The 12,740-nt window shown below is 61.1% G+C and carries 11 protein-coding genes; 6 read left to right on the top strand and 5 right to left on the bottom strand.

What is annotated here, in order from left to right; all coding sequences use genetic code 11:
• Positions 1–152: 152 nt before the first annotated feature.
• Positions 153–887, top strand: a complete 735-nt coding sequence (locus HV711_RS22100) for a hypothetical protein (RefSeq protein ID WP_035483738.1) — start codon at positions 153–155, stop codon at positions 885–887.
• A 30-nt stretch (positions 888–917) separates the two neighbouring features.
• On the opposite strand, the gene HV711_RS22095 is transcribed toward HV711_RS22100, so the two are convergent.
• Complete coding sequence (locus HV711_RS22095; protein ID WP_014972867.1) at positions 918–2,711, bottom strand: methyl-accepting chemotaxis protein; 1,794 nt, start codon at positions 2,709–2,711, stop codon at positions 918–920.
• 264 nt (positions 2,712–2,975) lie between these two features.
• On the bottom strand, positions 2,976–3,356 hold the full coding sequence (locus HV711_RS22090) for a hypothetical protein (protein ID WP_013591529.1): 381 nt from the start codon (positions 3,354–3,356) through the stop codon (positions 2,976–2,978).
• Between the two features lie 343 nt (positions 3,357–3,699).
• Between HV711_RS22090 and HV711_RS22085 the strand changes: the two genes are divergently transcribed.
• Positions 3,700–4,101, top strand: coding sequence for a hypothetical protein (locus HV711_RS22085; RefSeq protein ID WP_035483732.1), 402 nt, complete (start codon positions 3,700–3,702; stop codon positions 4,099–4,101).
• A gap of 111 nt (positions 4,102–4,212) precedes the next feature.
• Here HV711_RS22085 and HV711_RS22080 read toward each other — a convergent pair whose 3' ends face one another.
• From HV711_RS22080 to HV711_RS22070, 3 genes are all read right to left on the bottom strand, one after another.
• Complete coding sequence (locus HV711_RS22080) at positions 4,213–4,506, bottom strand: DUF4148 domain-containing protein (RefSeq protein WP_013591531.1); 294 nt, start codon at positions 4,504–4,506, stop codon at positions 4,213–4,215.
• 169 nt (positions 4,507–4,675) lie between these two features.
• The gene (locus tag HV711_RS22075) at positions 4,676–5,749 is read right to left on the bottom strand and encodes an aldose epimerase family protein (RefSeq protein WP_035483730.1); all 1,074 of its coding nucleotides are present in this window, start codon (positions 5,747–5,749) and stop codon (positions 4,676–4,678) included.
• A 34-nt stretch (positions 5,750–5,783) separates the two neighbouring features.
• Positions 5,784–7,007 (bottom strand): XylR family transcriptional regulator, encoded by a 1,224-nt coding sequence (locus tag HV711_RS22070; protein WP_035483784.1) that lies wholly within the window; start codon positions 7,005–7,007, stop codon positions 5,784–5,786.
• 265 nt (positions 7,008–7,272) lie between these two features.
• Here HV711_RS22070 and xylA point away from each other — a divergent pair, with 265 nt between their 5' ends.
• The 4 genes from xylA (at position 7,273) to HV711_RS22050 (ending at position 12,603) form a co-directional block, all read left to right on the top strand.
• Positions 7,273–8,595, top strand: coding sequence for a xylose isomerase (gene xylA / locus HV711_RS22065; RefSeq protein WP_035483728.1), 1,323 nt, complete (start codon positions 7,273–7,275; stop codon positions 8,593–8,595).
• A gap of 146 nt (positions 8,596–8,741) precedes the next feature.
• Entirely contained in the window at positions 8,742–9,770 is a 1,029-nt protein-coding gene (xylF, locus tag HV711_RS22060; RefSeq protein ID WP_013591535.1) for a D-xylose ABC transporter substrate-binding protein, read from the top strand.
• A 77-nt stretch (positions 9,771–9,847) separates the two neighbouring features.
• Positions 9,848–11,407 carry a D-xylose ABC transporter ATP-binding protein gene (gene xylG, locus HV711_RS22055; protein WP_035483726.1) on the top strand — a complete coding sequence of 520 codons (1,560 nt, stop codon included), beginning with the start codon at positions 9,848–9,850 and terminating at the stop codon, positions 11,405–11,407.
• Positions 11,404–12,603 carry a sugar ABC transporter permease gene (locus HV711_RS22050; protein WP_013591537.1) on the top strand — a complete coding sequence of 400 codons (1,200 nt, stop codon included), beginning with the start codon at positions 11,404–11,406 and terminating at the stop codon, positions 12,601–12,603. Before xylG ends, HV711_RS22050 begins: the two co-directional genes overlap by 4 nt.
• Positions 12,604–12,740: the final 137 nt, after the last annotated feature.

Here is a 12,740-nt window from a genome sequence, read left to right as displayed (position 1 = left end):
CGACGCCTGGCGCCACTCCGGCGCCCGCTCCGGCTCAAGCGCCCGCTCCGGCTCCACCGGCGCGCACCCAGACCGATTGGGTCGACCCCGATGCGCCAGGCTCGCCGTCGACCGACAGGTTGTATATCCGAAGCCAACTATTCACCGCGCGGATGAAAGCGCACGACGTTCTGCTGGAACATCTGAAGCAAACGGTCACCATCGCGAGTGCGACGCTTGCACTGACCATCGGCTTTATCAAGGACATTCTGGGGCCCGCCACCGGCAACCTGCGCGCGGAATGGCTGTTGAAAGCGTCATGGGGCCTGCTCGGCCTCGTCATACTCCTCGCCATCTACGTCCTCGCTACGCTCATCAATAATCTCGACACGGCGGGCAGGAGTGCCGAGAAGGCATTCAAGGCGGGCGACAATCGCCTGCGGCAACTGTTCACGCTGGGCACGTTTCTGTCTTTCGGCGTGGGTATGCTGTTCCTCGGCCTGTTCGCCGCGCTCAACTATGACAGTGTGGTGCACAGGCCGCCGCAAAACGTGGCGGTCGGTTCCGCGACACTGGCCATCGAGGCTGCAAAAAAGGCAGCGCCGAACGCGCAGGACATCAAGCGTGTCGCCTCCGTCGATCTCATTCCGGGAGCGGGCGGTAGCGGATCACCCAGCGCGGTATGGCATGTGGTTCTCGAAACGCGCGGAACGCAATCGGCCGTCCCGCCGTCCAGCAGCGCGAGCTCAGATCGCCCGGCTGGCGCGGCAGCGAAACCGAAGGGCAAGCGCAAGCATACCGTCGTCAGCCATACTCCGCCGGCGGGGGCCGCCGACACATCGCCCGCTTTGCAGCGAGTCGACTACTATATCGACGCAAAGACCGGTGCAGTTACCGTGCAGCCCTAAGTAACGGGATTCACCCGGATTCACCCTCATTCACCCCAGCCGGAACAACCCCACGACCTTCGACAATCCATGCGCCTGTTCATTCAACGTCGCCGAAGCGGCTGTTGACTGCTCGACAAGCGCCGCATTCTGCTGCGTGGCCTGATCCATCTCCGCGACGCTGCGGTCGATCTGACTGATCCCCGCGCTCTGCTCGCTCATCGCGCCGTCGATCTCGGCAATGACGCGATTCACACGGTCAATGCCTTCCACGATCTCCTGCATTGCCGAGCCGGCCGCCTGCACACGCTGCGCGCCCGTGCCGACACTTGCTTCGGACGCCTGAATCAGGTCCTTGATCTCGCGCGCCGCTGTCGCGCAGCGCTGCGCCAGGGTGCGCACTTCACCGGCGACAACGGCAAAGCCGCGGCCGTTTTCGCCGGCACGCGCCGCTTCCACCGCCGCGTTCAGCGCCAGAATATTGGTCTGAAATGCGATGCTGTCGATCACGCCGATAATTTCAGTGATGCGCGCGGACGACTTCGCAATCTCGTCCATCGTGCTGACCGCGCTCGTGACCACTTCGCCGCCGCGTGCCGCGGCCTGGCTCGCCGACGTCGCGAGCCGCGTCGCTTCGACGGCGGCTTCGGCGGACTGTTTGACGCTCGCTGTCAATTCCGTCAGCGCGGCAGACGTGTTCTGCAAATTGGAAGCCGACGTCTCCGTGCGTTGCGACAGATCGCGGTTACCCATTTCGATTTCGCTCGTCGCCGTCTTCATGTTCTCGACGCCGGCCCGCACTTCATGCAGCACCGCGCCGATTTTCTCGACGAAAGCATTGAACGACGCGGAGATTTGCGAGACCTCGTCATTGCCGACAACCGGCAGACGATGCGAAAGGTCGCCGCTCCCCGAGCCGATCTTATCCATCGCGTCGCGCACCTTCGAGAGGCTGCGGAACGAGTGCGACGTAAAGAATGCAGCGACGCCCACGGCAGCCAGCGTCAGCAACACCATTGCCACGCCCAGTGCTTTGAGCACGTTGCCGAGACCTGCGGTGGCTTCCGCCTTGTCGAGTGCAATGACCAGATACCAGTCGGTGCCATGCACCGGTTGCGCCTTGAGCAGCTTGGCGGCGCCGCCCAGTTCGACTTGCAGCGGCGCGGTGGCCTGCGCAAGCGAAGCGAGCGCATCGGGCGTGAGGGCCGCGGAAATGTCGGTCGCCTGCTTGAGCGTCAGCTTCGCATCCGGATGCGCGATCACCTGACCGTCGCGCGCGACGACAAACGCGAGACTTGCAGGCGTGGGGTGGACGGCCGCCACCACTTCGCGCACGCCTTCGAGCGGCACCGCGCCGCTCAATGCACCGGTCGGCTCGCCATTGCGAATCATCGGTGCAGCAAAGGAAACATAAGGCACGCCCGTGGACGCATCGCCGTACGGCTTCGTCACGATCAGCGTGCCTGCTGCAATCGCCGCCTTATACCAGGGACGCGCGGTCGGGTCATAGTCTTTCGGTGTGCCCGGACTCGTCGAAAAGAAACTCTTGTCCGTCCAGCCGACGGTGGTGATCGGGAAACCGTCGGCGTTACCCAGATGCTTGACGAAGCCTTGTGGATCGCCGTGCTCGACTTCTTCCGCAGTGGCCTTCACCGCTTGTGCCTTGGCTGCAACCCATTTGTCGATGGCGAGTGTATTGGCGCCCGCAATGGCGGTCAGGTTCTGCTCGATCGTCTCCATCGTATTGGCGCGCACCGTGACGTAGGTCGCGGCACCGGAAAGCGCGAGTGCGCCGATGACGGTCGCCGACGAAATGATCAGAATGCGGGTGCGGAGTGAGGACATCGTGTTTTCCGTGAGGGTGAAAGGGGTACTGCACGAATCGAACGCCGGTTGCGACGCCTTTAGCGCGGTTCTGCCTGGGCCGCGGATCGGGAGCCTTTTTACGGACTACGGCGGAAAAAGGCAGAACTTGAGGTTCGAGGGTGGCGAAGGCACCACGGGCGCCAGTGTCGGCGGCGCGGGCTGGGAATCCTGCGCGCGGGCTCAGAGAACGACTAATTAAGCGGCCACTGCGTCGGGCAATCTCGGCGTCGAGGCTGGCGACCCCTAGCTCCCCATGACCTTCTTTGATTTCTTTTTCTTCGCGCCCGGTTCGACTCCAATGCGCGAGTCACGCCTGCTGACGAGTTTGACCAGCGTGCCGGCAATCGCTTCGAAGTCCTCATTCCTTTGCGACAGATAGAGCCATTTGCCCAGCACAGGATGCGGCGCGAGTTCTGGAAACTCGCGAACAAGATCTGCATGCCGTTCACGCGACGTACACACCAGCAGCCCATTCCACGGTTCTTCGCCATTGCCGACCGAGAGGCACAGCAGGCCGTCCATATAAGCGGCTTCGAAACCGAACATGCGTTTTCTCATGAACCCCGCGTCGTCGTTCAATGGGTCGAACACCCATAGCAATGAGTTCTTGACGGTTGATCCCATAAGCGCTCCTTTTTCGAAGGCTTATCTTAGAGCGGATGCAGCGAAAGCGCATCTTCAGCTCATCCCAAAAGACCTTTTGAGGGTTCGCTGCCTTATAATTATCGAGTCGTTGGGAAACACCTGGCGACCAGGTTTAGCAGCCTGACCGTTACGTCCGCACACCCGCTCAGACGGGAGTGCGTTTGCCTCTGTTCGTCTATATTTCAATGGGTGGGCCGTGGTGGGGAGCCGAAAGGCTCGCCGGTTCGACGTAACGCCGGTCTGCTAACCCGCTACGTGCCCGCTCACCCACCTTGCAAGCGAGTGTCGGGCGATCTGAAGAAGTAAAACAGGAGATCGCAGCATGAGCAAATCCGCCAAGAATCCACTCGCCACGCGCCCGCCCGTCGACGCCCTTCAATACGAAAAGCTCGCCCTGTCGGCGTTCGATCTATGCGACCGGCAATTGAGTCAACTGAATACCTTGACTACGCTTGCGGCCTCGATATGTAGGATTCCTGCTATTACCAGCGATGAGCGCCACCGTCGCCAGACCATGCTCGAATTGCTCGTCGACACGGCGGAACAGTATCAGCGCGAATTGGAATGTGACCGTGAGTTGTATCAGGTGATCGCGCTCGACGCGAAAGGCGTGCCGCAAAGCCGCATTACGGCGAGCCGTGCGACGCGGCTTCTTGCAGAGGCATCGCAGATAGCGCAGCAGGAGCCGGAGTCAAGCGGGAGCGCGGTGACTTTGCAGCATTGAAAGGCTGGGCGGATAAAACAGCGTGCAATTGCAGTAGGAAACGCAGAAGGCGCAGAATGAACTGCGCCTTCCGTCGACGGCAAGGCGCCACATGCCAACGGGGAACCGCCGTTACTGAGCCGGCACGCCAGATCCTGTTTGCGACGATCCCGTCGCCGTCGAGCCATACCCCGTGGTGTCGCTTTGCGCCATCGCATTCTGTGCGGCGACGCGAGCTTCGGCTGCCTGAATATCGGCGGGATAGTTCGCATCCACGGCCGTCGCCGGATTGTAGCCGGCCTGTTCGATCTGCTTTAACTGCGCCTTCACTTCGGCGCGCGTGAGCGGCTGCTCCGACTGTGCAAACGAGGCGACCGGCGCAGCCAGAACAACGGCGAGCGCGACTGCTCTAATCAGCGTTTTCATATGCTTCCTCCGGGAATGGTGTTCCGATGCCGCAGCGGATTCTCGGCACCATGCGCGGATTGTAGGAAGCGGTTATGCAAGAGGAAACGTCCAATACAGTAATTCACTCTTGCAGCAATTGATAAGTCGGCTAGCTGTAATCGAGCACGTCAGCCTTTGCAGTGAGCTGTCACACGCCCTGGCGCACACCCACGCGGTATGCCGTGACCTGGCGGTAGGTTTCGCCCGGCCGCAGAATGACATCTTCCTGTTCTGCCGGCATATTCACCTGGTTCGGAAAACCGCCCGCTTCGAGACACAGCCCCGCATGCGCCTGATAGACCACTCCGCCGCGCCCCGCTTCGCCTTTCAACCAGTTGCCGCTGTAAAACTGCAAACCGCGCTGATCCGTTGAGACGGTCAATTCGCGGCCGCTGCCGGGGTCATAGAGACAGGCGACTTCGCGCAGATTGCCGGAGCCGCCAGCCGCGTTGCGTAACACATAGCAGTGATCGAATCCGCCTGCCTGCACCAGTTGCCCGTGCGGCCAGTCGAGGCGCGCGCCAATCGGCGCGCTTTGCCGGAAGTCGAAGGCGTTGCCCGCTACATCGGCAAGGCGCGTAGGGATCATGGCCGCGTCGACTTCGAAGAACTGATCCGCGTCGATTGACAGCATATGTCCGCGAATATCGGTGCCGGGGCGTCCCGTCAGATTGAAGTAGCCGTGGCTCGTGAGATTGAGCGGCGTGGCGGCGTCCGTCATGGCTTCGTATTCGATCGTCAAGGTGCCGTCGTCGTCGAGCGTATAGCGGACTTGCGTGGTCACATTCCCCGGGAAGCCGGCATCGCCTTCCGGCGACTCCAGACGCATGAGCAGCGACCCGTTGTCTTCGCTCACGTCCCATATCGCGCGATGAAAGCCAACGCTACCGCCATGCAGCAGTTTCGTGCCTTCATTGCGGTCGAGCGTGTACTCAATGCCGTCGAGTGTAAAGCGTGCGTCGGCAATGCGGTTCGCCCAGCGGCCAATCAGACCGCCCATATAGGTTGTGGCCGCAACATATTGAGCGGGCGTGTCGTGGCCGAGCAGAATGTCGCCGAGTCGTCCGGCGCGATCCGGCGCGTGCCACGAAACGAGTGTGCCGCCCAGATTGCTGATGGCGACCTTCATCCCGTGCGCGTTGCGCAGTGTGAAGAGCGACACCGGGTCTCCGCCTCTCAGCGCGCCCCATGATTCGGAGGAAAGTTGTGCAATGCTGATCATGTCGTCGATAAAGAATAAGAGAGTAAAGGCATGCTCAGCCTGGCTCGGAAGCCTGAATCGAGTTGGCGCGCTCCTGATACTCGCGCGGCGTGCATCCCAGCTCACGGCGAAACACCGCATACATGTATTGCAATGACGTGAAGCCGCAGCGTATGGCCACTTCGGCGCTGGACGCATCGCGCTTCGCAAGCAGCGCCTTCGCGACATCGAGTTTATGGCGCAAGATTTCCTGATGTACCGTGCATTGCCGCTCGCGTCGAAAGTACTCTTCGAGCGACGAACGCGACACGCCGACATAATCGGCCACCTGTTCGGTGCGAATGCCCTGGCACGCGTACTGACGAATAAAGTGCCGCGCGCGCATCACATACGGACTCGCGAGTGGTTGGTGCTTCGTCGATTCGAGCACGTTGATGCCGACAGGCGGCACCAGAATGCGCCGCCCTGGAAAGCGGGCGCCGCGCAACATCTGGTGCAGAAGGTGAGCAGCGGTGCGGCCCATTTCCTCGGTGCCCTGAATGACCGACGAAAGCGGAATGCGCGTGAGTGTGCGCGTGAGCGGATCGTTGTCGATGCCGATAATCGCGACTTCCTCGGGCACGGGAATGCCGGCAATCAGGCACGCTTGCAGCAAATGCCTTGCACGCGCGTCGGTCACGGCAATGATGCCGACGGGCTTCGGCAACTCACGCAGCCACGCCGTGAGTTGCTCGGTTGCCTGATTCCATGAAGGTGCACTGGTCGACAGGCCGCGATAAATCTCGCTCTGAATCTGCTCCGCGCTGTGGCCGTCCGCGTGACGCAGATGCGCGAAGGCGAGTTCGCGCTCCTGCGCCCAGCGGTTTTGCGGGGCCTGCGGCAGGCTGTATAGCGCGAAATGCTCGAGGCCCGCGCCGATCAAATGCGTGTAGGCGAGGGAGACGAGCTTGCTGTTGTCGGTCGCAATATAGGGTAAGTCCGGAGGATATTGCGCCGGGTCCTCGAATGACGAGCCCACTGCGACCACCGGCAACGGACAATCGCGCAGCGCTTCACTCACGGCTGGATCGTCGAAATCGGCGATGATGCCGTCGCCGTCAAAGCGCTCGATGCCCGCCAGCCGGCAGCGAAAATCTTCTTCCAGAAAGAGATCCCACGCCACGCGCGTGGATAGCAGATAGTTGCCGATGCCGGTAATGATCTCGCGGTCGTAGACCTTGTTCGCGTTGAACAGCAGCGCGATCCGATGGGTCGTCTGGGGTGTTGGCGAACGGGTCATGGCGGTGAGCGGCATGCGAGTCGTCAACTCGCAGTACCTTTGTCTCCTGAGTCCTTGTTTTTAAGCGTCCAGTTATTCTAGGCCGCGAATCGCGCGCCTGGGCAAAACAAAACGGCGGGCGGTAAGAAACATCAAGCACACTGCGCAATTTCGCAATTGCCGATGCCTCGTGCAAGCGGCAGCATGGCGTCACCTTATCGACCGTCCCGGCCATGTCGCACGGGTTGCGGTGCAACATATCCCTTTAGATGGGAAGGAGACGCTGATGTCCTACTTCGAACATATTCCCGAGATCCGTTATGAAGGCCCGCAATCGGACAATCCGCTTGCGTATCGCTATTACGATAAAAGCAAAAAGGTACTCGGCAAAACGCTCGAAGAACATCTGCGCATTGCAGTGTGCTACTGGCATACCTTTGTGTGGCCGGGCGTGGACATTTTCGGCCAGGGCACGTTCAGGCGCCCCTGGCAGCAGCCCGGCAACGCGATGGAAATGGCGCATCTGAAAGCGGATGCCGCATTCGAATTCTTCTCGAAGCTGGGCACGCCGTATTACACCTTTCACGATACCGATGTCGCGCCCGAAGGCGCGAGCCTCAAGGAATACAGCGAGAATTTTTCCCGCATAGTGGACTACCTCGCGCGCAAACAGCAGGACACGGGCATCAAACTGCTGTGGGGCACGGCCAACCTGTTTTCGCATCCGCGTTATGCGGCCGGCGCGGCGACGAGTCCCGATCCGGAGATCTTCGCGTTTGCCGCCACGCAGGTACGTCACGCGCTTGACGCGACGCAGCGGCTCGGCGGAGAGAATTATGTGCTGTGGGGTGGACGCGAAGGTTACGACACGCTGCTCAATACCGACCTCGTGCGTGAACGCGATCAACTCGCGCGCTCCCTGCATATGGTGGTCGAGCATGCCCACAAGATCGGCTTCAAAGGTTCTCTGTTGATCGAGCCGAAGCCGCAGGAGCCGACCAAGCATCAATACGATTACGATGTCGCGACCGTGCACGGCTTCCTGCTGCAATACGGGCTCGAGAAAGAAATCCGCGTGAACATCGAGGCGAATCATGCGACGCTTGCCGGGCACTCATTTCATCACGAGATCGCGACGGCGTATGCGCTCGGCATCTTCGGCAGCGTGGACGCGAATCGCGGCGATCCTCAAAACGGCTGGGACACGGATCAATTCCCCAATAGTGTGGAAGAGCTGACGCTTGCCTTCTACGAAATCCTGCGGCACGGCGGCTTCACGACGGGCGGCATGAACTTCGACTCGAAAGTGCGCCGCCAAAGTGTGGATCCTGAAGATCTGTTTTATGGCCACGTCGGTGCAATTGATAACCTCGCGCTCGCGGTCGAACGCGCGGCTGTGCTGATCGAAAGCGACCGTCTCGGCCAGTTCAAACGCCAGCGTTATGCAGGATGGGACGCGGAGTTCGGCCGCAAGATTCTGGCCGGCGACTACTCGCTGTCGACACTCGCGGCTGACGCGTTGTCGCGCGATCTGAATCCGCAGCATGTGAGCGGTCAGCAGGAACGCATGGAAAACATCGTCAATCAGGCTATTTATAGCGGACGCTAAAGAGCATCGTTGCAATCGAAGAAGACGCGCGGGCGTGTCTCGCGCGAAAACAAAAAGAAGCTTTGGGTTGTCGCTTGTCCGGACCTGCGGCTCGCAGCGCAGGCCGTCCAATCCGGTATTCCGGCTATCAGAAGAAGGAGACAGAGATGAAATTTGCAACGCGTCGTACTGTACTGAGTTCGCTCGTGTGTGGAGCGGTGCTGGCCAGCCTGTCGCTTGTCGCGCCGCTCGCGCACGCGAGCAAGGATCACCCTGAAATCGGCTTCTGTATCGACGACTTGCGCGTCGAGCGCTGGTCGCGCGATCGCGACTATTTCGTCGCCGCGGCGGAAAAGCTCGGCGCGAAAGTGTCGGTGCAATCGGCGGACGCCAGCGAGGAACGGCAAATCTCGCAGATCGAAAACCTGATCTCGCGCGGCGTGGATGTCATCGTCATCGTGCCGTTCAATTCGAAGACGCTCGGCAACGTGGTGGCGGAAGCGAGAAAGGCGGGCATCAAGGTGGTGTCATACGACCGCCTGATTCTGGATGCCGACGTGGATGCCTATATCTCGTTCGACAACGAGAAGGTCGGCGAATTGCAGGCACAGGGCGTGTATAAGGCGCAACCGAAAGGCAACTACTTCCTGCTCGGCGGCGCGCCGACCGACAACAACGCGAAGATGTTGCGCGAAGGACAACTGAAGGTATTGAAGCCGGCCATCGACAAGGGCGACATCAAGATTGTCGGTCAGCAATGGGTGCCGGAGTGGAGCGCGTCGACTGCGCTGCGCATTGTCGAAGATGCGCTGACCGCGAACAACAACAAGATCGACGCCATTGTCGCGTCGAACGACGGTACGGCCGGCGGTGCGATCCAGGCACTCGCCGCGCAACACATGGCGGGCAAGGTGCCGGTGTCGGGCCAGGACGCGGATCTCGCGGCGGTCAAGCGCGTGATTGCGGGTACGCAAACGATGACGGTGTACAAGCCGTTGAAGCTGATTGCCGGCGAAGCCGCGAAGCTCTCGGTCGCGCTGGCGAAAGGCGAGAAGCCCGCCTTCAACGCGCAATACGACAACGGCAAGAAGAAGGTCGACACGGTGTTGCTGCAGCCCACGTTGCTGACGAAGAGCAATGTGGACGTGGTTGTCAAGGACGGCTTCTACACTCAGGCTCAGCTCGCGAGCCAATGAGCGTAACGCGCGCGGTGTACGCCGGTACGGTTGCATCGTATCGGCGTGCCCGCGCGCCCTGCAGCGAGGCATAGCGAATGACGCAACCGTTACTGACGATGCGCGGCATCGTCAAAGCGTTTTCAGGCGTAAAGGCACTCGACGGCATCGACCTGACGGTCGCGCCGGGCGAGTGCGTCGGCTTGTGCGGCGAAAACGGCGCAGGCAAATCCACGCTGATGAAAGTACTGTCCGGCGTCTATCCGCACGGTACCTGGGAAGGCGAAATAACCTGGGAAGGCAAGCCGCTGGAAGCCGCGAGCATACGCGATACCGAGCGCGCCGGCATTATCATCATTCATCAGGAGCTGATGCTGGTGCCGGAGTTGTCGGTGGCGGAGAACATCTTTCTCGGCAACGAAATCACGCTGCCCGGCGGCCGCATGAATTACGCCGCGATGTATCAGCGTGCCGACGAATTGCTGCGCGAGCTCGGCATTAGCGGCATTAATGCCGCACAGCCTGTCATGAATTATGGCGGCGGCCACCAGCAGCTGATAGAAATTGCCAAGGCGCTCAACAAGCGCGCAAAACTGCTGATTCTGGACGAGCCGTCTTCTTCGCTCACTTCAGCCGAGATCGCGATTTTGCTGGACATTGTGCGTGATCTGAAGCGGCGCGGCGTGGCGTGCGTGTACATCTCGCACAAGCTCGACGAAGTCGCCGCGGTTTGCGACACGATCAGCGTGATTCGCGACGGACGCCATGTCGCCACCGAGCCGATGCGCGCGCTCACCACCGACCGCATCATCTCGCTGATGGTCGGGCGCGAAATCAAGAACCTGTTTCCGCGCGAGCCGCATCCCATCGGCGACGTCATTTTCGAAGCCCGCAACGTGATCTGCTTCGACGTGACGAATCCACGCCGCAAGCGCGTGAACGATGTGTCGTTCCAATTGCGGCGCGGCGAGATTCTCGGCGTGGCCGGACTGGTCGGCGCCGGGCGCACGGAGTTGATGCAGGCCATTTTCGGCGCGTACCCCGGCGTGAGCGAGGCGACGGTTCTCATGGAAGGCAAGCCGGTCAAGATTCGCGCGCCTATCGATGCGATCCGCGCAGGCATCGGCATGGTGCCGGAAGACCGTAAGCGCCACGGCATCGTGCCGGGCCTGAGTGTCGGCCATAACATTACGCTGGCGGTGCTGCAGCGTTTTGCATCGGGTGGACGTATCGACTCTGCAGCGGAACTCGACACGATACACACGGAAATGAAGCGGCTTTCCGTGCGCGCGGCTCACCCGATGTTGTCGATAGCGAGTCTGTCCGGCGGCAATCAGCAGAAGGCGGTACTGACGCGCATGCTGCTGACCGATCCGAAAGTGCTGATACTCGACGAGCCCACGCGCGGTGTCGACGTCGGCGCAAAATTCGAAATCTACAAACTCATTTTTCAACTGGCGCAGCGCGGCATGTCGATCGTGATGGTGTCGTCGGAATTGCCGGAAGTGCTCGGCATGAGCGATCGCGTGCTCGTGATCGGCGAAGGCGAGCTGCGTGGCGATTTCGTCAACGACGGCCTCACGCAGGAAGACATTCTCAGCGCCGCGATCCGTCCCGTGCAGCGAGTCCCGAACCCTACCGCAGCGAGTGCAGCATGACGCCCGACGTTACTTCCCAACGCGCCGACGAGACCGCGCCACGAGGCGCATTCGGCGGCACACAGCGCATTCAGCAACTGTTCGCGCGCTACAAGATTCTCGCGTTGCTGATTGCCGTGGCCGCGATCTGGATTTTCTTTTCGCTGCTGACCCACGGCGCGTTTGTCACGCCGCGCAATCTGTCGAACCTGCTGCGGCAAATGTCGATTACCGGCATGCTCGCGTGCGGCATGGTATTCGTGATCATTGCGGGCGAAATCGATCTATCGGTTGGATCCCTGCTCGGCTTGCTCGGCGGTGTGGCCGCGATACTCGACGTGAACCGCCATTGGCCAATCGGCGTCACATTGCCGGTTGTGATGTTGTTGGGTGTACTGATCGGCCTTTTCAACGGATGGTGGTCGACCTACCGGCGAGTGCCTTCGTTCATTGTCGGCCTTGGCGGCATGCTCGCGTATCGCGGCATTCTGCTTGGCGTGACAGGCGGGTCGACTATCGCACCGGTGTCCGACAGTTTCGTGTTCGTGGGTCAGGGCTATCTGCCGAAACTCGCCGGCGATACGCTCGCGGTGGTGCTGTTTCTGCTGCTCGCGTTTCTCACGATACGTCAGCGCCGCAATCGCGAGCGCTATCAGTTGAGCGTGGTGCCGATCTGGCAGGACGTCGCCAAAGTGGTCGGCGCGGGCGCGATTCTCGCGGGCTTCGTCGCGACGCTGGATCGCTATGGCGGCATTCCGGTGCCTGTGTTGCTGCTGCTCGCGCTGCTCGGTATCTTCACCTGGATTGCCACGCAGACCGTGTTTGGCCGCCGCATCTACGCGGTGGGTTCGAATCTGGAAGCGACGCGCCTCTCGGGCGTCAACACGGATCGTGTGAAGCTCGTCATTTTTGCGCTGATGGGCTTGATGTGCGCGTTCGCCGGCATCGTGAACACCGCGCGCCTTGCCGCGGGTTCGCCGTCCGCGGGCTCGATGGGCGAACTCGACGCGATTGCCGCGTGCTTTATCGGCGGCACGTCGATGCGCGGCGGCTCGGGCACGGTCTATGGCGCCTTGATCGGCGCACTGGTCATGGCAAGCCTCGACAACGGCATGTCGATGCTCGACGTCGACGCCTATTGGCAGATGATTGTGAAGGGCGGCATTCTCGTGCTGGCAGTGTGGATCGACGTGATGTCTGGGTCCAACCGCAGATAGCTCAGACGAATAATGCGGGGCGTGCAGCCATTTAATGAAACGCCTCACGACTCGGGCACCCCCGGCTGACTTTGCTAGCGCGCCCGCCCCGCGCGCATACGGCCTCGTCCGACGAATTTAAGTCCGCGCGCGTTCCT

This window comes from Paraburkholderia phenoliruptrix (genome assembly GCF_902859825.1).
GTDB lineage: Bacteria > Pseudomonadota > Gammaproteobacteria > Burkholderiales > Burkholderiaceae > Paraburkholderia > Paraburkholderia phenoliruptrix.
The sequence above is the reverse complement of the archived record's forward strand: the minus strand, read 5'-3'. Positions and strand labels throughout refer to the sequence as shown.

What these genes read in the sequence shown, in the direction of transcription:
- HV711_RS22090 (WP_013591529.1), bottom strand. Translation starts at nt 3,356, where the DNA reads ATGGGATCAACCGTCAAGAACTCATTGCTATGGGTGTTCGACCCATTG.
- xylF (WP_013591535.1), top strand. Translation starts at nt 8,742, where the DNA reads ATGAAATTTGCAACGCGTCGTACTGTACTGAGTTCGCTCGTGTGTGGA.
- HV711_RS22100 (WP_035483738.1), top strand. Translation starts at nt 153, where the DNA reads ATGAAAGCGCACGACGTTCTGCTGGAACATCTGAAGCAAACGGTCACC.
- HV711_RS22075 (WP_035483730.1), bottom strand. Translation starts at nt 5,749, where the DNA reads ATGATCAGCATTGCACAACTTTCCTCCGAATCATGGGGCGCGCTGAGA.
- xylA (WP_035483728.1), top strand. Translation starts at nt 7,273, where the DNA reads ATGTCCTACTTCGAACATATTCCCGAGATCCGTTATGAAGGCCCGCAA.
- HV711_RS22070 (WP_035483784.1), bottom strand. Translation starts at nt 7,007, where the DNA reads ATGACCCGTTCGCCAACACCCCAGACGACCCATCGGATCGCGCTGCTG.
- HV711_RS22050 (WP_013591537.1), top strand. Translation starts at nt 11,404, where the DNA reads ATGACGCCCGACGTTACTTCCCAACGCGCCGACGAGACCGCGCCACGA.
- HV711_RS22085 (WP_035483732.1), top strand. Translation starts at nt 3,700, where the DNA reads ATGAGCAAATCCGCCAAGAATCCACTCGCCACGCGCCCGCCCGTCGAC.
- HV711_RS22080 (WP_013591531.1), bottom strand. Translation starts at nt 4,506, where the DNA reads ATGAAAACGCTGATTAGAGCAGTCGCGCTCGCCGTTGTTCTGGCTGCG.
- HV711_RS22095 (WP_014972867.1), bottom strand. Translation starts at nt 2,711, where the DNA reads ATGTCCTCACTCCGCACCCGCATTCTGATCATTTCGTCGGCGACCGTC.
- xylG (WP_035483726.1), top strand. Translation starts at nt 9,848, where the DNA reads ATGACGCAACCGTTACTGACGATGCGCGGCATCGTCAAAGCGTTTTCA.